16 protein-coding genes are annotated in these 19,296 nt (G+C 59.1%); 11 read left to right on the forward strand and 5 right to left on the reverse strand.

What is annotated here, in order from left to right; genetic code table 11:
- Nucleotide 1: 1 nt before the first annotated feature.
- The 3 genes from acnD to prpD all read left to right on the forward strand — a co-directional run bounded on the left by acnD (nucleotide 2) and on the right by prpD (nucleotide 5,503).
- A complete protein-coding gene (gene acnD, locus QYH43_RS10390; RefSeq protein WP_095059377.1) occupies nucleotides 2–2,596 on the forward strand; it encodes a Fe/S-dependent 2-methylisocitrate dehydratase AcnD in 2,595 nt (864 codons plus the stop codon).
- A gap of 64 nt (nucleotides 2,597–2,660) precedes the next feature.
- Nucleotides 2,661–3,851: a 2-methylaconitate cis-trans isomerase PrpF gene (gene prpF / locus QYH43_RS10395; RefSeq protein WP_301157017.1), complete on the forward strand. Its 1,191-nt coding sequence runs from the start codon at nucleotides 2,661–2,663 to the stop codon at nucleotides 3,849–3,851.
- Nucleotides 3,852–4,018: 167 nt separating this feature from the next.
- Entirely contained in the window at nucleotides 4,019–5,503 is a 1,485-nt protein-coding gene (prpD, locus tag QYH43_RS10400) for a 2-methylcitrate dehydratase (protein ID WP_095059379.1), read from the forward strand.
- A 63-nt stretch (nucleotides 5,504–5,566) separates the two neighbouring features.
- Here prpD and QYH43_RS10405 read toward each other — a convergent pair whose 3' ends face one another.
- On the reverse strand, nucleotides 5,567–6,385 hold the full coding sequence (locus QYH43_RS10405) for a pyruvate, water dikinase regulatory protein (RefSeq protein ID WP_095059380.1): 819 nt from the start codon (nucleotides 6,383–6,385) through the stop codon (nucleotides 5,567–5,569).
- 228 nt (nucleotides 6,386–6,613) lie between these two features.
- On the opposite strand from QYH43_RS10405, the gene ppsA reads away from it, so the two are divergent.
- The 8 genes from ppsA to QYH43_RS10445 all read left to right on the forward strand — a co-directional run bounded on the left by ppsA (nucleotide 6,614) and on the right by QYH43_RS10445 (nucleotide 14,723).
- Nucleotides 6,614–8,935, forward strand: a complete 2,322-nt coding sequence (gene ppsA, locus QYH43_RS10410; protein ID WP_367316891.1) for a phosphoenolpyruvate synthase — start codon at nucleotides 6,614–6,616, stop codon at nucleotides 8,933–8,935.
- Nucleotides 8,936–9,128: 193 nt separating this feature from the next.
- The gene (locus QYH43_RS10415) at nucleotides 9,129–10,118 is read left to right on the forward strand and encodes an alpha/beta fold hydrolase (protein ID WP_095059382.1); all 990 of its coding nucleotides are present in this window, start codon (nucleotides 9,129–9,131) and stop codon (nucleotides 10,116–10,118) included.
- A 135-nt stretch (nucleotides 10,119–10,253) separates the two neighbouring features.
- Nucleotides 10,254–10,745, forward strand: coding sequence for a ribonuclease E activity regulator RraA (rraA, locus tag QYH43_RS10420; RefSeq protein ID WP_053157411.1), 492 nt, complete (start codon nucleotides 10,254–10,256; stop codon nucleotides 10,743–10,745).
- A gap of 26 nt (nucleotides 10,746–10,771) precedes the next feature.
- Nucleotides 10,772–11,767 carry a zinc transporter ZntB gene (locus QYH43_RS10425; protein WP_095059383.1) on the forward strand — a complete coding sequence of 332 codons (996 nt, stop codon included), beginning with the start codon at nucleotides 10,772–10,774 and terminating at the stop codon, nucleotides 11,765–11,767.
- A gap of 63 nt (nucleotides 11,768–11,830) precedes the next feature.
- The gene (locus tag QYH43_RS10430; RefSeq protein ID WP_064678886.1) at nucleotides 11,831–12,079 is read left to right on the forward strand and encodes a hypothetical protein; all 249 of its coding nucleotides are present in this window, start codon (nucleotides 11,831–11,833) and stop codon (nucleotides 12,077–12,079) included.
- Between the two features lie 2 nt (nucleotides 12,080–12,081).
- Nucleotides 12,082–12,906, forward strand: a complete 825-nt coding sequence (locus QYH43_RS10435; protein WP_008048604.1) for a mechanosensitive ion channel domain-containing protein — start codon at nucleotides 12,082–12,084, stop codon at nucleotides 12,904–12,906.
- A 90-nt stretch (nucleotides 12,907–12,996) separates the two neighbouring features.
- Nucleotides 12,997–13,587 (forward strand): RNA polymerase sigma factor SigX, encoded by a 591-nt coding sequence (sigX, locus tag QYH43_RS10440; RefSeq protein ID WP_015096065.1) that lies wholly within the window; start codon nucleotides 12,997–12,999, stop codon nucleotides 13,585–13,587.
- Nucleotides 13,588–13,694: 107 nt separating this feature from the next.
- Nucleotides 13,695–14,723: an OmpA family protein gene (locus QYH43_RS10445; protein WP_095059384.1), complete on the forward strand. Its 1,029-nt coding sequence runs from the start codon at nucleotides 13,695–13,697 to the stop codon at nucleotides 14,721–14,723.
- Nucleotides 14,724–14,800: 77 nt separating this feature from the next.
- On the opposite strand, the gene cobA is transcribed toward QYH43_RS10445, so the two are convergent.
- The 4 genes from cobA to QYH43_RS10465 all read right to left on the reverse strand — a co-directional run bounded on the left by cobA (nucleotide 14,801) and on the right by QYH43_RS10465 (nucleotide 19,290).
- Entirely contained in the window at nucleotides 14,801–15,574 is a 774-nt protein-coding gene (cobA, locus tag QYH43_RS10450) for a uroporphyrinogen-III C-methyltransferase (RefSeq protein WP_301157019.1), read from the reverse strand.
- Between the two features lie 57 nt (nucleotides 15,575–15,631).
- Entirely contained in the window at nucleotides 15,632–17,302 is a 1,671-nt protein-coding gene (locus QYH43_RS10455; RefSeq protein WP_095059386.1) for a bifunctional protein-serine/threonine kinase/phosphatase, read from the reverse strand.
- A gap of 7 nt (nucleotides 17,303–17,309) precedes the next feature.
- A complete protein-coding gene (locus tag QYH43_RS10460; RefSeq protein WP_095059387.1) occupies nucleotides 17,310–18,521 on the reverse strand; it encodes a NarK/NasA family nitrate transporter in 1,212 nt (403 codons plus the stop codon).
- 193 nt (nucleotides 18,522–18,714) lie between these two features.
- Nucleotides 18,715–19,290 (reverse strand): ANTAR domain-containing response regulator, encoded by a 576-nt coding sequence (locus tag QYH43_RS10465; RefSeq protein WP_095059388.1) that lies wholly within the window; start codon nucleotides 19,288–19,290, stop codon nucleotides 18,715–18,717.
- Nucleotides 19,291–19,296: the final 6 nt, after the last annotated feature.

A 19,296-nucleotide genomic window follows, 5' to 3' on the forward strand; every position in this document is an offset into this window, starting at 1 on the left:
GATGAACACAGAATTCCGCAAATCGCTGCCCGGCAGCAAACTGGATTACTTCGACGTCCGTGCGGCAGTCGAGGCGATTCAGCCCGGCGCCTATGACACCCTGCCTTACACCTCTCGCGTGCTGGCGGAAAACCTTGTGCGTCGCTGCGACCCGGCCACGCTCACCGAATCCCTGAAGCAATTCATCGAACGCAAGCGCGACCTCGACTTCCCGTGGTTCCCGGCCCGCGTGGTGTGCCACGACATTCTCGGCCAGACCGCACTGGTCGACCTGGCCGGTCTGCGTGACGCCATCGCCCTGCAGGGCGGTGATCCGGCGCAAGTGAACCCGGTCGTGCCGACCCAACTGATCGTCGACCACTCCCTGGCCGTCGAGCGCGGTGGCTTCGATCCGGAAGCGTTCGAAAAGAACCGCGCCATCGAAGACCGTCGTAACGAAGACCGTTTCCACTTCATCAACTGGACCAAGAAAGCGTTCAAGAACGTCGACGTGATCCCGCCAGGCAACGGCATCATGCACCAGATCAACCTGGAGAAAATGTCTCCGGTGATCCAGGTACGTGACGGCGTCGCGTTCCCTGACACCTGCGTCGGTACCGACAGCCACACCCCGCACGTCGATGCGCTGGGCGTGATCGCCATCGGTGTCGGTGGCCTGGAAGCCGAAAGCGTCATGCTCGGCCGTGCCTCGTGGATGCGTTTGCCAGAAAGCGTCGGCGTCGAGCTGACCGGCAAACTGCAACCGGGCATCACCGCCACCGACATGGTGCTGGCGCTGACCGAGTTCCTGCGCAAGCAAAAAGTGGTTGGCGCATGGCTGGAGTTCTTCGGTGAAGGCGCCTCCGCGCTGACCCTCGGCGACCGTGCGACCATCTCCAACATGGCCCCGGAATACGGCGCCACCGCGGCGATGTTCTACATCGACCAGCAGACCATCGACTACCTCAAACTCACCGGCCGTGAAGACGAGCAGGTGCAGCTGGTCGAGAACTACGCCAAGCAGACCGGTCTGTGGGCTGACAGCCTCAAGGGTGCGCAATATGAGCGCGGCCTGACATTCGATCTGTCTTCTGTTGTGCGCAACATGGCCGGCCCGAGCAATCCGCACGCTCGCGTAGCGGTTTCTGATCTGGCCGCCAAAGGTATCTCCGGTCAGTGGGACGAGGTTCCGGGTCAAATGCCGGACGGCGCGGTGATCATTGCCGCCATCACCAGCTGCACCAACACCAGTAACCCGCGCAACGTGATTGCCGCTGGCCTGCTGGCGCGCAATGCCAACAGGCTTGGCCTGACCCGCAAACCATGGGTCAAGTCGTCCCTCGCACCGGGCTCGAAAACCGTCGCGCTGTACCTTGACGAAGCTGGCCTGACCAGTGAGCTGGACCAGCTCGGTTTCGGCATCGTGGCCTTCGCTTGCACCACGTGCAACGGCATGTCGGGCGCACTCGATCCAGTGATCCAGCAAGAGATCATCGACCGCGACCTGTACGCCACTGCCGTGTTGTCCGGCAACCGTAACTTCGACGGCCGGATTCACCCGTACGCCAAGCAAGCGTTCCTGGCTTCGCCGCCATTGGTTGTTGCTTACGCCATCGCCGGCACCATCCGTTTCGACATCGAAAAAGACGTGCTGGGCGTGGTCGACGGCAAGGAAATCCGTCTGAAAGACATCTGGCCGAGCGACGAAGAAATCGACTCGGTGGTGAAAGCCTCGGTGAAACCTGAGCAGTTCCGTCAGGTGTACATCCCGATGTTCGCCATCCACGAAGACACCGGCCCGAAAGTCGCGCCGCTGTACGACTGGCGCGAAATGAGCACCTACATCCGCCGTCCGCCGTACTGGGAAGGTGCGCTGGCCGGCGCTCGTCCGCTCAAGGGCATGCGCCCGCTGGCGGTACTGCCGGACAACATCACCACCGATCACCTGTCGCCGTCCAACGCCATCATGCTCGACAGCGCTGCTGGCGAATACCTGGCGAAAATGGGCCTGCCGGAAGAGGACTTCAATTCTTACGCGACTCACCGTGGTGACCACCTGACCGCACAGCGCGCGACGTTCGCCAACCCGAAACTGTTCAACGAAATGGTTCTGGAAGACGGCAAGGTCAAGCAGGGTTCGCTGGCCCGCGTCGAGCCGGAAGGCAAAGTGATGCGCATGTGGGAAGCGATTGAAACCTACATGGATCGCAAGCAGCCGCTGATCATCATCGCCGGCGCCGACTACGGTCAGGGTTCGTCCCGCGACTGGGCCGCCAAAGGCGTGCGTCTGGCCGGTGTGGAAGCGATTGCCGCCGAAGGTTTCGAGCGCATTCACCGCACCAACCTGGTGGGCATGGGCGTGTTGCCGCTGGAGTTCAAGCCGGGCACCAACCGTCACACCCTCGCTATCGATGGCAGCGAAACCTACGACGTGATCGGCGACCGCACTCCACGTGCCGACCTGACGCTGGTGATCCATCGCAAGAACGGCGAACGCGTCGATGTGCCGGTGACCTGCCGCCTCGACACCGCTGAAGAAGTGTCGATCTACGAAGCCGGTGGCGTGCTGCAACGCTTCGCCCAGGACTTCCTCGAAGAATCGGCGGTTGCCGTCTAAAACGCTGCACAGACATGGGACTTTAAGTCCCATGTCTGTTTCTAGATTAGGAGTAACGAGCACCATGGCTCACGCACCGCAGATCAAAATTCCCGCCACCTACATGCGCGGCGGCACCAGCAAAGGCGTGTTCTTCAGCCTTAAAGACTTGCCCGAAGCAGCACAGGTCCCAGGCCCGGCCCGCGACGCTTTGCTGCTGCGCGTGATCGGCAGCCCCGATCCGTACGACAAGCAAATCGACGGCATGGGCGGCGCGACTTCCAGCACCAGCAAAACCGTGATCCTGTCGAAAAGCACCCAGGCCGATCACGACGTCGACTACCTGTTCGGTCAGGTCTCCATCGACAAGCCTTTCGTGGACTGGAGCGGTAACTGCGGCAACCTGACCGCGGCAGTCGGTTCGTTCGCCGTCAGCAACGGCCTGGTCGATGCCAGCCGCATCCCGCACAACGGCGTGGCCGTGGTTCGCGTGTGGCAGGCCAATATCAGCAAGACCATCATCGCCCACGTGCCGATCACCAACGGTGAAGTGCAGGAAACCGGCGATTTCGAACTCGACGGCGTGACCTTTCCGGCTGCAGAAGTACAGGTTGAATTCCTCGATCCGGCAGCGGACGAAGAGGGCGGTGGCGGTTCGATGTTCCCGACCGGCAACCTCGTGGATGACCTCGAAGTACCCGGCGTCGGCACCTTCAAGGCGACCCTGATCAACGCTGGCATTCCGACGATTTTCGTCAATGCCGAAGACATCGGCTACAACGGCACCGAGCTGCAAGGCGCCATTAACGGCGACCCGAAAGCCTTGCTGATGTTCGAAACCATTCGTGCTTACGGCGCATTGCGTATGGGCCTGATCTCGAACGTCGACGAAGCGGCCAAGCGGCAGCACACGCCGAAAGTGGCCTTCGTGGCCAAACCGGCGGACTACGTTTCGTCCAGCGGCAAAGCCATTGCGGCGGGCGATGTCGACCTGTTGGTGCGTGCATTGTCGATGGGCAAGTTGCACCACGCGATGATGGGCACGGCAGCGGTAGCCATCGGCACGGCGGCAGCGATCACCGGCACCTTGGTTAACCTCGCGGCGGGTGGCACCGAACGCAACGCGGTGCGCTTCGGCCATCCGTCCGGCACCCTGCGCGTCGGCGCCGAGGCCAGTCTGGTGAACGGCGAATGGACCGTGAACAAAGCCATCATGAGCCGCAGTGCGCGGGTGTTGATGGAAGGTTATGTGCGTGTGCCTGGCGACTCCTTCTGATTCACTCTCTGTAGGAGCCGGCTTGCCGGCGATGGCGTCCTTGAAATCGCCATCGCCAGCAAGCCGGCTCCTACAAAGGATCGCATTTCAAAACAAGAAAGCAGCGATACACCAAGATTCCTGAGCCGAGGTCCCATCAACGACCCTCTTCAAAGAGTGAATCGAACATGAGCGCCAACGTCGACCTCAACAACCGCCCCGACTATGACCAGGTCCTGCAGGACATTGCAGACTATGTTCTCAACTACAAGATCGAGTCCGTGCAAGCGCTGGACACCGCGCGCAACTGCCTGATCGATACCCTGGGTTGCGGCCTGCTGGCCCTGCGTTTTCCCGAGTGCACCAAGCATCTCGGACCTGTGGTCGAAGGCACTGTTGTACCGTTCGGGGCGCGGGTTCCGGGCACGTCTTATCGGCTGGATCCGGTCAAGGCTGCGTGGGACATCGGCTGCATCGTGCGCTGGCTGGATTACAACGACACCTGGCTTGCGGCCGAGTGGGGGCATCCGTCGGATAACCTCGGCGGCATTCTTGCGGTGGCTGACCATCTGTCGCAAAAACGGCTGGCCAATGGCGAGGCGCCGTTGACCATGCGCACGGTCCTTGAAGCGATGATCATGGCCCATGAGATTCAGGGTGTGATCGCGCTGGAAAACTCGTTCAACCGTGTCGGCCTCGATCACGTCATCCTGGTGAAGGTCGCCTCAACCGCGGTCACCGCCAAACTGATGGGGGCCAATCGCGAGCAGTTGTTGTCGGCGTTGTCCCACGCTTTTGCTGATGGTCAGGCATTGCGCACCTATCGGCATGCGCCGAATGCCGGGTCGCGAAAGTCCTGGGCGGCAGGTGATGCGTCCAGTCGGGGCGTGCGTCTGGCAGACATGGCGATGCGAGGCGAGATGGGTATACCCGGCGTATTGAGTGCCAAGCAGTGGGGTTTTTACGACGTGCTGTTCAGCCACACCAATAGCGATCTGGCGCTCAAGCCTGACGACAAGCGCGGGTTCAGTTTCTCGCGGCCGTACGGCAGTTATGTGATGGAAAATGTGCTGTTCAAGATCAGCTTCCCGGCGGAGTTTCACGCGCAAACCGCTTGTGAAGCGGCAGTGACCCTGCATCCGCAAGTGCGCAATCGGCTGCACGAAATCGACCGGATCGTCATCACCACTCATGAGTCGGCGATTCGCATCATTTCCAAGGTCGGTCCGCTGGCCAATGCCGCCGACCGCGATCACTGCATCCAGTACATGACCGCTGTGCCGCTGGCCTTTGGCAACCTGGTGGCGGAGTACTACGAAGACGATTTCCACAAGGCGCATCCGATCATCGATGTGCTGCGCGAGAAAATGCTTATCGTCGAAGAACCGCGTTACACCCGCGAGTATCTGGAGCCCGACAAGCGCTCGATTGCCAATGCGGTGCAGGTGTTTTTCAAGGACGGTTCGAGTACCGAAAATGTGGTGGTGGAGTACCCGATCGGGCATCGTCGACGTCGGGCTGAAGGGATCCCGTTGCTGGAGGACAAGTTCAAGGCGAACTTGCTGACACGATTCGCGGGGCAGCGCAGCGATGAGATTTTCGCGCTGTGCAAGGATCAGCAGGCACTTGAGGCGACACCGGTGAACCGGTTTGTGGATTTGTTTGTTATTTAGATAGACCGCGTCATCGTTCATCGCGGGCTTGCCCGCGATGGCAATAGATCAGGCGCTACAGAGTTACTTGAACCGCCGCTCCACACCTTTTTCCACAAGGATTTTCGCGGAGATTTCTTCCACGGAAAAATGCGTGGAGTTGATGTGCGGGATGTTCTCGCGGCGGAACAGGTTTTCCACCTCGCGCACTTCGAACTCGCACTGGGCGTAGCTCGAATAGCGGCTGTTGGGTTTGCGCTCGTTGCGGATCGCAGTGAGGCGGTCAGGGTCGATGGTCAGGCCGAACAGCTTGTGCTGATGGGCGCGAAGGGCGTTGGGCAGTTGCAGGCGCTCCATGTCTTCTTCGGTCAGCGGGTAGTTGGCGGCGCGGATGCCGAATTGCATGGCCATGTACAGACACGTCGGGGTTTTGCCGCAGCGCGACACGCCGACCAGGATCAGGTCGGCCTTGTCGTAATAGTGCGTGCGGGCGCCATCGTCGTTGTCGAGGGCGAAGTTAACGGCCTCGATACGCTCCATGTAATTGGTATTGGCGCCAATGGAGTGGGACTTGCCGACGGTGTAGGAAGAATGCTCGGTCAGTTCCTGTTCAAGTGGTGCCAGGAATGTCGAGAAAATGTCGATCATGAAACCATTCGAGGTTGCGAGAATCTCACGAATGTCCTGATTGACGATGGTGTCGAAGATAATCGGACGGAAGCCGTCGGTTTCGGCGGCTTTGTTGATTTGTTGTACCATGGCCCGCGCTTTGTCCACGTTGTCGATGTACGGCCGCGTGACTTTGCTGAAGGTAATGTTTTCGAACTGCGCCAGGAGACTCTGGCCGAGGGTTTCGGCAGTAATGCCCGTACCATCGGAAATAAAGAAAGCAGATCGTTTCATTTGCACCTTGGGCCTTAAGCTAGTGACGAATCTTGGATATGATAGGCGCGATTTGCCGGCCGCCATTGGCCCGCATTCTCACTTATTTTCCAGGTCCAGGCCATATAGCCGGTAAATGCTCCTTTAGAGCGCCGGCTTCTGAGCTTTTCCAACACAGTTAGTGGAGAGATCACCTTGGTAGAGTACGTAGTTTCCCTCGACAAGCTCGGCAAAGACGACGTTGAGCACGTGGGGGGCAAGAACGCATCCCTGGGCGAGATGATCAGCAACCTGGCAGGTGCCGGTGTATCGGTGCCCGGTGGCTTCGCCACGACCGCTCAGGCGTATCGTGATTTCCTGGAACTGAGCGGTCTGAATCAGCAGATTCACGACGCCCTTGATGCCCTCGACGTCGAAGACGTGAATGCCCTGGCCAAAACCGGCGCCCAGATTCGTCAATGGATCATGGAAGCCGAGTTTCCTGAAAAACTGAATGCTGAAATCCGTACCGCGTTCGCCGCGCTGTCCGCCGGCAACCCTGACGTGGCCGTGGCCGTGCGTTCTTCCGCTACCGCCGAAGACTTGCCGGACGCTTCCTTCGCCGGTCAGCAGGAAACCTTCCTGAACATCCGTGGTGTCGAAAACGTTATTCGCGCCGCCAAAGAGGTGTTCGCTTCGCTGTTCAACGACCGCGCCATTTCCTATCGCGTGCACCAGGGCTTCGACCACAAGCTGGTCGCCCTGTCGGCTGGCGTACAGCGCATGGTCCGCTCCGAAACCGGCACTGCCGGCGTGATGTTCACCCTCGATACCGAGTCGGGCTTCCGTGACGTGGTGTTCATCACCGGCGCCTACGGCCTGGGTGAAACCGTCGTACAAGGCGCGGTGAACCCGGATGAATTCTATGTCCACAAAGGTACGCTGGCTGCCGGTCGTCCTGCGATCCTGCGCCGCAACCTGGGCAGCAAAGCCATCAAGATGATCTACGGCGACGAAGCCAAGGCCGGTCGTTCGGTGAAGACCGTCGACGTGGACAAAGCCGAGCGCGCACGTTTCTGCCTGAGCGACGCCGAAGTCAGCGAACTGGCCAAGCAGGCGATGATCATCGAGAAGCACTACAAGTGCCCGATGGACATCGAGTGGGCCAAGGACGGTGACGACGGCAAGCTGTACATCGTGCAGGCCCGTCCGGAAACCGTGAAAAGCCGCACCCAGGCCAACGTCATGGAACGTTACCTGTTGAAAGAGACCGGCACCGTGCTGGTGGAAGGTCGTGCCATCGGCCAGCGCATCGGCGCCGGCAAGGTTCGCATCATCAAAGACGTGTCCGAGATGGACAAGGTCCAGCCAGGCGACGTACTGGTTTCCGACATGACCGACCCGGACTGGGAACCGGTCATGAAGCGCGCCAGCGCGATTGTCACCAACCGTGGCGGCCGTACCTGCCACGCGGCGATCATCGCCCGTGAGCTGGGCATCCCGGCCGTGGTCGGTTGCGGCAACGCCACCCAGCTGTTGAAAAACGGCCAGGGCGTGACCGTTTCCTGCGCTGAAGGCGACACCGGTTTCATCTTCGAAGGCGAACTGGGTTTCGACATCAAGAAGAACTCCGTGGACGCCATGCCTGATCTGCCGTTCAAGATCATGATGAACGTCGGCAACCCGGACCGCGCCTTCGACTTCGCGCAGCTGCCGAACGCCGGTGTGGGCCTGGCCCGTCTGGAGTTCATCATCAACCGCATGATCGGCGTGCACCCTAAAGCTCTGCTGAACTACGACGGTCTGCCGCTGGACATCAAGGAAAGCGTCGACAAGCGCATCGCCGGTTACGACGATCCAGTCGGTTTCTACGTCGAGAAACTGGTTGAAGGCATCAGCACCCTGGCCGCTGCGTTCTGGCCGAAAAAGGTCATCGTGCGTCTGTCGGACTTCAAGTCCAACGAATACGCCAACCTGATCGGCGGCAAGCTGTACGAGCCGGAAGAAGAAAACCCGATGCTGGGCTTCCGTGGCGCTTCGCGTTACATCAGCGAAGCGTTCCGTGACTGCTTCGAACTCGAATGCCGTGCGCTCAAGCGTGTGCGCAACGAGATGGGCTTGACCAACGTCGAAATCATGGTGCCGTTCGTCCGTACTTTGGGCGAAGCGAGCCAGGTGGTCGACCTGTTGGCCGAAAACGGCCTGGCCCGTGGCGAAAACGGACTGCGCGTCATCATGATGTGCGAACTGCCGTCCAACGCCATTCTGGCTGAAGAATTCCTCGAGTTCTTCGACGGTTTCTCCATCGGCTCCAACGACCTGACCCAACTCACCCTGGGCCTGGACCGTGACTCCGGCATCATCGCGCACCTGTTCGACGAGCGTAACCCGGCGGTCAAGAAGCTGCTGGCGAACGCCATTGCCGCGTGCAACAAGGCCGGCAAGTACATCGGCATTTGCGGTCAGGGCCCTTCGGACCACCCAGACCTGGCCAAGTGGCTGATGGAACAGGGCATCGAAAGCGTTTCGTTGAACCCCGATTCCGTACTGGAAACTTGGTTCTTCCTGGCGGAAGGTCAAGCTACGGCCTGATCTAGTGTGAACGGGCCGCTCTCCCTGTAGGAGCGAGCCTGCTCGCGATGGACGTCACGACACCCCGTTTATCCAGGATAGACGCGTTATCGTTGGCATCCATCGCGAGCAAGTTCGCTCCTGCAGGGGCGGTCTTTTGAGATTGAAGTAGGGCGGGCTCCTCTGGATGCCGCCCTTTTTTGTGCAAGAGATTATGCAAAGCAGCAGCAACCTATTTCCTGTCGCCTTGATCAGCGCCGAACGGCGCGGTGATCTGAGCGAAGACGTATACCGCTTGAAACCCGGTAACAGCCCCGACTACACGGTCGAACTGGCTGTGACCCGCCTTGGCATGGCCGATGAACCGGCCACCCGTGGCGTGCCGGTGATCCTGTTGCACGGCAGTTTTTCCAATCGACGCTTCTGGTTTTCGCCCAAAGGCCTTGGGCTTGGCGCTCATCTGGCCCGCCAGGGATTCGATGTATGGGTCCCGGAAATGCGCGGTCACGGCTTGTCCCAGCGTAACCAGAACTACCGCAAGAACGGCGTCGCCGACTATGCCCGCTACGATCTTCCGGCCATAGGCGCGTTTGTGCGCGAACAGAGCGGGCAGACTCCCCACTGGATCGGCCATTCACTGGGCGGCATTACGCTGGCGGCTGCACTGGGTGGCGAGTACATCGGTGAGCCGGTGGTTGCCTCTGCGGCGTTTTTTGGGACGCAAGTCAGCCGTACTTACTGGCCGTTGAAAATCCCGCCAGTGGAGTGGAGTGGCCGCTTCCTGCTCAAGCGTTTTGCACAATTGTCCGGTTCACGTCTCAAGCGCGGCCCGGAGGACGAGCCCATCGGCCTGGCCCTGGAAAGCATGCGCTGGTTTGGCCTGTTCGGACGCTTTGGCGACGCTGACAAGGACTGGTGGGCGGGATTGGCCGAGGTCAAATTACCCGTACTGGCCGTCAGTGCCGCAGGTGACCATCAGGACCCGGCCTGGGCGTGCCGCAAGTTGTTCGAGCAAATCGGCTCCGAGCACAAGCAATTCATCAACCTGGGACGTGAGCAGGGCTTTACCGACAATTTCGGTCACGTTGAAATGCTCGTCAGCAAGGCTGCTCAGGCGGAAGTCTGGCCCTTGGTCGCTCGCTGGTTGGCGGATCCGCAGGCACCATTGCCGGGCGCTCAACAGGATTTGGCCACGGCAATCTGAGCCTGATGCTCTAACAAGGGCATTTCGCTCTGATCGGCTTGCGGCTAAGATATGACGCATTGAGCTGTTCTGGTCATTTTCGATGACTGATTCACCCGTGATGTTCGTGCTGTTTCTCTCTACAGGAGTTTCTCGATGAACCATTACCTCACGCCTGACCTGTGCGACGCCTACCCGGAGCTGGTGCAGGTGCTGGAACCGATGTTCAGCAATTTCGGTGGCCGTGATTCTTTCGGCGGCGAAATCGTGACCATCAAGTGTTTCGAAGACAACTCGCTGGTCAAGGAGCAAGTCGAACTCAAAGGTAATGGCAAAGTCCTGGTGGTCGATGGCGGCGGTTCGCTGCGTCGCGCGCTGTTGGGCGACATGTTGGCCGAGAAAGCCGCCAAAAACGGTTGGGAAGGGCTGGTGATCTACGGCTGCATCCGTGATGTCGATGTCATCGCGCAAACCGATCTGGGGGTTCAGGCACTGGCCAGTCACCCGATGAAGACCGACAAACGCGGTATCGGTGATCTCAACGTGGCCGTGACCTTTGCCGGCGTGACCTTCCATCCGGGTCAATACATCTACGCGGATAACAACGGCGTGATCATCTCGCCAAGCCCGCTGAAAATGCCTGAATAAAGCGCCGATTGACTAAAGGAATGCGGATGTTCGAGGAAGAAAACGCGCAATGGGGGCTGGTGCATGCCCTCGTGCTGGACGGTAGAGGCGGCGCGCGTTCGATAGCCCGGACGGAACTCGATGACTTGCAGATGCAGCCCCATGAAAGCCTGTGGCTGCATTGGGATCGCAGTCATCCGCAAACCCGGACGTGGTTGCGTCAATCCAGCGGTTTAAGCGAGTTCAACTGCGACCTGTTGCTTGAAGAAAACACCCGTCCGCGACTTTTGCAGCTTTCGGACAGCGAACTGCTGCTCTTTTTACGCGGGGTTAACCTCAATCCTGGCGCCGAGCCTGAAGACATGGTCTCGGTGCGGATCTTCGGTTCGGCCCGGCGCGTCATTTCCCTGCGTCTACGTCCCCTGCGCGCCACTGAAGAGTTGCTGGTACAGCTGGAAGAGGGCAAGGGGCCGAAAACCGCCTCCGAACTCATCCTGTGTATGGCGCAATACCTCACCAACAAGGTGCAGGATCTGGTCAGCGACCTCTCGGAAGTGGTCGATGCAGAAGAAGAAAAGATCGATGCCGACGAGCGGTATACTCCCGAGCACGGAGCGGTTTTACAGATCCGTCGCCGGGCTGCCGCGTTGAAGCGTTTTCTGGCGCCGCAGCGGGATATTTTCGGTCAGCTCACGCGAATCAAACTGCCCTGGTTTGTCGAGGATGACGGCGATTACTGGAACGAATTGAACAACAGCCTGACCCGTTATCTTGAGGAGCTGGAATTGACCCGGGAGCGGGTGGGGCTGGTCCTTGAGGCTGAAGACCGGCGTTTGAGCGTGCGCATGAGCCGCACGATGTACCGCTTCGGGATCATCACCGGGATATTTTTGCCGATGAGTTTTTTGACGGGGCTGCTGGGGATCAACGTCGGGGGTATTCCGTTTTCCGAAAGCCCCTATGGCTTCCTTGTCGCGTGCACGCTGATGCTCTCGGTAGCACTCGGGCAGTGGTGGTTGTTCCGACGTTTGCGCTGGGTTTGAAAATGAAGCATGTGACCCGAGCAAATTTGGCCGCGTCTTTCACAGACATCACGAGAGGTGCGTATGCACGATCCGTTTGAACAGTCTTTGCGCGACATGCTCAAGGCATCACCGTCCACCCGGGACGACGATGCGTGCCTTGGCCGTGTGCTGAAAACCGCCAACCGTCAGGTCGGCGCCGGTGATTTGTTCAGCCTCCTGGGCCGCTGGTTGCCTGCGCTGATGATCGCCCTGAACAACGGATCGGCCCACGTTTCACCGGTTTCCCGTCATCGTAAACCTACCGCTCGCACTGCTGATAAGGCTGATTGAACATGGAACTTGATCTCTGGACTCAGAGCCTCGTCACTGCAATGACTGCGTTGTGGACCAAGGTTGCGAACTTCATTCCGAACCTGTTCGGCGCACTGGTTGTGCTGCTGTTGGGTTTTGTCGTCGCTAAATTGCTGGACACCTTGCTGTCCAAGTTGCTCGCCAAACTGGGCCTTGATCGCCTGATGGGCGGCACCGGTCTGACTAAATTGCTTTCCCGTGCCGGACTTCAAGTACCGATCTCGACCTTGATCGGCAAGATCGTTTATTGGTTCGTTCTGCTGATTTTTCTGGTTTCTGCCGCAGAATCTCTTGGACTTGAGCGAGTTTCAGCTACGCTGGATATGTTGGCGTTGTATTTGCCGAAGGTGTTCGGTGCCGCGCTGGTGTTGCTGGTGGGTGTTTTGCTGGCGCAATTGGCCAATGGGCTGGTGCGCGGTGCGGCAGAAGGCGTAGGACTGGACTACGCTTCAGGACTTGGGCGAATTGCCCAGGGCTTGGTGATTATCATCAGTATTTCGGTTGCGATCAGTCAGTTGGAGGTCAAGACTGACCTGCTGAACCATGTGATCGTAATCGTATTGATTACCGTTGGTCTGGCGGTTGCGCTGGCAATGGGGTTGGGAAGCCGGGAAATTGCCGGTCAGATTCTCGCTGGAATCTATGTGCGTGAGCTGTATCAGGTTGGGCAACAAGTGCGAGTGGGCGAGGTCGAAGGGCAGATCGAAGAGATCGGCACGGTTAAAACCACATTGCTGACCGATGAAGGTGAGCTAGTCTCTCTTTCCAATCGGATCCTTCTCGAGCAGCATGTGAGTAGCCGCTAATCCGGCAAACCCTGCTAATGTATGCCGCCGCAAAATTCCAGCTGACGCTGGTTGCGGCGGACATTGACCTGACTGTCGGCCCGACTTGTTTTGAATAAAGCCCAATCGCTATCCATGCGCTACGACCCCCGCGAGCTCTCTGATGAGGAGTTGGTCGCGCGCTCGCATACCGAGCTGTTTCACGTAACGCGCGCCTATGAAGAGCTGATGCGGCGTTACCAGCGAACATTATTTAACGTGTGTGCACGATACCTTGGGAACGATCGCGACGCAGATGATGTCTGTCAGGAGGTCATGTTGAAGGTGCTGTATGGCCTGAAGAACTTCGAAGGCAAATCGAAGTTCAAGACATGGCTATATAGCATCACGTACAACGAATGCATCACACAGTATCGAAAGGAACGGCGAAAGCGTCGCTTGATGGACGCTTTGAGTCTTGACCCCCTCGAGGAAGCGTCCGAAGAAAAGACGCCGAAACCTGAGGAAAAGGGCGGGCTCGATCGCTGGCTGGTGTATGTGAACCCGATTGACCGTGAAATTTTGGTGCTACGATTTGTCGCAGAGCTGGAGTTTCAGGAAATCGCAGACATAATGCACATGGGTTTGAGTGCAACAAAAATGCGGTACAAACGCGCTCTAGATAAATTGCGTGAGAAATTTGCAGGCATTGCTGAAACTTAGTTCGGCGCAAATATCTCTTACGCTTAGGCAAGTTCTGTTAGACTTGTCGCCGAGTTGTCCCCCGGTTTGCGGGACTGCTTCACAATCACCAGATGGGGATTTAACGGATGAAACTGAAAAACACCTTGGGCTTTGCCATTGGTTCTCTTATTGCCGCCACTTCGTTCGGCGCTCTGGCACAGGGCCAAGGCGCAGTTGAAATCGAAGGCTACGCAAAGAAACAGTATTTCGATACCGACCGTAACTTCAAGAACGACGGCGTAAATCCGGGCGGTTCGATCGGTTACTTCCTGACTGACGACGTTGAACTGCGTCTGGCCTACGACGAAGTTCACAACGCCGTTACCAAAGACGGCCAGAACGTAAAGGGCGCGAACACCGCTCTGGACGCTCTGTACCACTTCAATAACCCAGGTGACATGCTGCGTCCATACGTCTCGGCCGGTTTCTCCGACCAGAGCATCGACCAGTTCGGTTCGAACAGCCGTGACCGTTCGACCTTCGCCAACGTTGGTGGCGGTGCCAAGCTGTACTTCACTGACAACTTCTACGCCCGTGCTGGCGTTGAAGCTCAGTACAACATCGACCAGGGCAACACCGAGTGGGCTCCTAGCGTCGGTATCGGTGTGAACTTCGGTGGCGGCTCCAAGCCAGCTCCAGCTCCAGTACCAGCTGAAGTCTGCTCCGACAGCGACAACGATGGCGTTTGCGACAACGTTGACAAGTGCCCAGACACCGCAGCCAACGTAACTGTTGACGCTGATGGCTGCCCGGCAGTTGCTGAAGTTGTTCGTGTTGAGCTGGACGTCAAGTTCGACTTCGACAAAGCTGTTGTTAAGCAAGACAGCTACGGCGACATCAAGAACCTGGCTGACTTCATGAAGCAGTACCCATCCACCAGCACTACTGTTGAAGGTCACACTGACTCCGTCGGTCCTGACGCTTACAACCAGAAACTGTCTGAGCGTCGTGCAAACGCCGTTAAGCAAGTTCTGACCACCGAGTACGGTGTTGAATCGTCCCGCGTTCAGTCTGTTGGCTACGGCGAATCCCGCCCAGTTGCTGACAACGCTACTGACGCTGGCCGTGCTGTAAACCGTCGCGTAGAAGCGCAGGTTGAAGCTGAAGCTAAGTAATTAGCTCGCAGCTCTGAGAAAAGCCCGGCTTAGGCCGGGCTTTTCTTTGCCTGCGATTTAATGCAGTAATCGGCTAATCAGGCACGCTGATCTATAACGCATGTTTCCATCGACAGGACTTCTTCGGGGATGCCTGCTTCTGCGCAGGCCGCCGCCACCGCACCGATCACAAGAATAGCCGGGCTCTTAAGCTCAAAGATGTAGGCGTCTTCTTCCATTGATGTCAGATTGCTCCGGCATTCGCGCTGATGGGGCAGGGAGGCGTTTTCAATCATCGCTACCGGCATGTCCATCGCCATTCCTCCTTTGAGCAGTTGTTCGCGGATTTCGCTCAGTTTTGCCACGCCCATGTAAATCACCAAGGTTGTGCCGCTTTGAGCGAGCGCCTGCCAGTTCAAACAGCTGCCATCCTGAGTGTGGGCGGTGACCAGCGTCACGCCTCGCGCCACGCCTCGCAGGGTCAGCGGGATGTCGCATTGCGTCGCACCGGCCAGCCCTGCGGTGATGCCATTGACCAGTTCGACTTCCACCCCGCGCTCGCGCAGCCACTGCGCTTCCTCTCCACCCCGGCCAAAAATGCACGGGTCGCCGCCCTTGAGCCGAACCACACATTTGCCGTGGCGGGCATAACGCAACATCAGGCGATGAATGAACGCCTGCGGTGTCGAACGACAGCCACCCCGTTTGCCCACGGGAATAATCCGCGCCGTCGCGCAATGCTCCAGCACGGCCTCGTTGACCAAATCATCGATCAGCACGACATCGGCTTCCCTCAATGCCCGTACAGCCTTGAGGGTCAACAATTCCGGATCGCCAGGACCCGCACCCACCAGCCAGACTTTCGCGCTCATAGTGTTTTCCTCACGGGATGACGGCAATCGGTTTTCAAATACACAATCGAAAGAAACTCAGCCATGGAGCACCCAATACAGCAGGGTTAAATTGGCCAACAACGACACCAACGCCAATGTCCGCCAAACCTTTATCGGTTCGCGTTCAAGCAGTGGCCTGGGTCGCACACTCAGGCTGCGGCGCTCTCCTTGCTCCATCAGCAGTAACCACTCTTCTGCCGTTTCAAAGCGATGACCGGGGTCTACGGCCACTGCGCGCTCCAGGCTCTGTGCGACCCATTCCGGCAGGTCCGGACGATAGCGGCCGGCGTTGACGGGCACGCCAAAACGGGGGCGCTGGAACGCTTCGACTTCACCGTAGGGGTAATGCCCGGTGAGCAGGAAGTACAAGGTCACACCGACGGAATACAGATCCTGTTGCGCTGTCGGTGGCTGTGCGCGAAAAGCTTCAGGCGCGATGTAGCTCGGTGTGCCCGGCAAGGTCGCGAGCTGATCTTCGGAGAGCCCGGGACAGTAGGCGAGACCGAAATCCAGCAGGCGCAGTTCGCCGTCATCACCCAGCAGGAGGTTTTCCGGTTTGATATCGCGATGCAGGATTTGCCGGCGATGCAACATCCCGACCGCTCTCAACAGGCGTTCGGCCAAGTCGTGCCATTGAGCCAATGGCAGCGGGCCGGTGCTGTCGTGAAGCTGGGCGAGCGTCGTTCCCGGGTATTCGCGCATCACGTAGTACAAATGTTGACGCTGGCCAGCGGCATGGACCTCGGGGAAATGCCGTCCGGCCACGCGCTTGAGAAACCACTCCTCCGACAGCAAGGCTTGCGCAGCCTGAGGATCGTCGTGCAGGCGACCTGGCAAGGTTTTCAATATCCAAGCCTGTTGGTGAGCGTCGCGCACCCGATAGAGCAGTGATTGTTGGCTTTGGGCGAGGATCCCCTCGACGTGCCAGCCTTCGAATTCCTGCCTTGGTTTTAACGCCGCAGGCAACGGCCATTGCTGCAAGTGGATCAAAGCATCACCGATGTTGGTTTCACCCAAAGCATCGACCCGCACCAAAAGAGCGCTGGCGTTGTCCTGGCTGCCAGCCAAATGGGCGGCGCTGACCAGGGTTTGCGCGGCGCTGGGCAAATCCGGTTGATCGCGCAGGATGGCGGCAATCGCGGTGTCGCCCAGGACCGCCCAGATGCCGTCACTGAGCAGCACGAAGCTCTCATCGACGCGCAGTTCACCGTCGAGGAAATCCAGCACCAAATGCTGATCCAGCCCCAGCGCCCGTTTCAGCACATGTTGCATGCCCGGCTGGTCCCAGACGTGATCCTCGCTGATTCGCTGCAACTGGTCGGCGTGCCAGCGATAGACCCGGCAATCGCCGACGTGGGCCAGGGTAAAACGCCGACCGCGCAGCACCAGAGCGCTAACGGTGGTCAGAAGCGGTTGCCCGCCGCCATTGGCCTGCAACCAGCGGTTCTGAGCCAGTAACAGCCGATCCAGCGCCTGGGCGACGCCCCAGGTCTCTGGCGTGGCGTAGTAGTCCAGCGCCAGGGCCTGCAAGGTCGAGCGAGCCGCGAGACCGCCATCGGCGCATTGGCTGACGCCGTCGGCGATGGCGAACAGGTAGCCTTTGCTGGCCGCCAGCTCAGCGGCCGGCGTGACCAGGCGCAGGGCGTCCTGATTTTCATCGCGCGGGCCGATGGCGCTGGCTTCGGCGAAACTCAGTTGCAGGCTCATGAATGCCTCAGACCCGAGCAGCGGTCACGGCGGCCGAACCCCAAGTGGTTCTCCAGCGTCGCTTCACACCGTGCAGGCCAAACCAGGCGAGGACGCCAAGGCTGGCGAACAACCACAACGCCATCTGATAGCTGCCGGTGCTTTGCTTGATGGCGCCCATGCCTGCCGCCAACGCGAAGCCACCGATGCCGCCGGCCATGCCGATCAAACCCGTCATCACGCCGATCTCGCGGCGAAAACGCTGCGGTACCAACTGAAACACCGCCCCGTTTCCTGCACCCAAACCGAGCATGGTGCAGACGAAAAGGGCGAGCGCTGCGTAGGAGCTAGGCAGGTTGAAACCGACGGCGGCGATGCAGATCGCTGCCACGGTGTACATTACGAGCAGGGTGCGAATGCCACCGAATCGGTCGGCCAGGGCGCCGCCCAAAGGACGCATCAAGCTGCCGCCGAACACGCAGGCAGCGGTGTAGTAACCGGCGGTGACCGGGCTCAAGCCATATTGGTCGTTGAAGTAGCCGGGCAGGGCGCTGGCCAGGCCGATGAAGCCGCCGAAGGTCACGCTGTAGAAAAACATGAACCACCAACTGTCGCGGTCACCCAGCGCCTTGAAGTAGTCAGCCATCGACTTGGCTTTTGGCCGCTCGGGCGCGTTCTTGGCCATCCAGGCGAACACGATCAGGGTCAAAATCAGCGGGATCACGGCGAAACCGAATACGTTGCTCCAACCGAATGCGGCAGCCAGTACCGGCGCAATCAATGCAGCGAGCACGGTGCCCGAATTGCCTGCACCGGCGATGCCCATGGCTTTGCCTTGGTGCTGCGGCGGATACCATTGCGATGCCAGTGGCAGGGCCACGGCGAACGACGCGCCAGCCATGCCGAGGAACAACCCCAGCAGCAGCGCTTGCTCGTAGCTGTGAATGCCTAGTTTCCAGGCACCGAACAGTGCACAGATGACGATCACCTGGCCAATCAGGCCGGCAGTTTTCGGCGACAGGCGATCAGCCAGCATGCCCATGACAAAACGCAGCACGGCCCCGGCCAGGATCGGCGTGGCCACCACCAGCCCGCGTTGTTGGGTGGTCAGGTGCAGGTCGGCGGCGATCTGCACCGCCAAGGGGCCCAGCAGGTACCAAACCATGAAGCTCAGGTCGAAATAGAGGAAGGCCGCGAACAGGGTCGGGGTATGGCCGGATTTCCAGAAGCTTGAATTCATCGCGCACCTCAGCTGATAGGAGTCTCGAACGGGAGCCAAAACAAAAAAACGCCGCCACCTGATTCGCCTTGAGGCAAACGAGGTGAGCGACGTCTTTGTCGTAGATTGGGCAACCGCCGTTGGTTACCTGTGGTGATTACTTAGCCAGATTTGTGCCACATGCGGATTTTTGTGGCGCTGCGATCTTTTTGGGTCAACCCAGCAACTCGCTCATGGCAATAATCTGCTCCGCCACCTGGATCAGCTTCTGCTGACGGCTCATGGCCTGGCGGCGCATCAGGGTGTAGGCCTCTTCCTCGTTGCAGTCTTTCAGCTTCATCAGCAGCCCCTTGGCCAGCTCGATGCGCTTGCGTTCGGCCAGTTGCTGGTCGCGGGCATTCAATTGCGCACGCAGGGCCTGATCGCTTTCAAAGCGCGCCATGGCGACGTCGAGAATCGGCTGCAGGCGTTGTGCGTGAATGCCTTCGACGATGTAGGCACTGACCCCGGACTTGATCGCCTGGCGCATCACGACCGGGTCGTGTTCGTCGGTAAACATCACGATCGGTCGTGGCTGGTCGCGGCTGACCAGCACCACTTGTTCCATGACATCGCGGCTCGGTGACTCGGTATCGATCAAAATCACGTCCGGGCGCACCGTTTCGACGCGCTCGGGCAGGTCGATGGTCAGGCCCGATTCATCGATGACCTCAAACCCGGCTTCGGTGAGGGCCGCTTTCAGGCGTCCAACTTTCTTCGCGGTGTCGTTGATCAGCAGGATTCGCAACATGTTCGC

Source organism: Pseudomonas sp. C32, from assembly GCF_030417915.1.
Lineage (GTDB): Bacteria > Pseudomonadota > Gammaproteobacteria > Pseudomonadales > Pseudomonadaceae > Aquipseudomonas.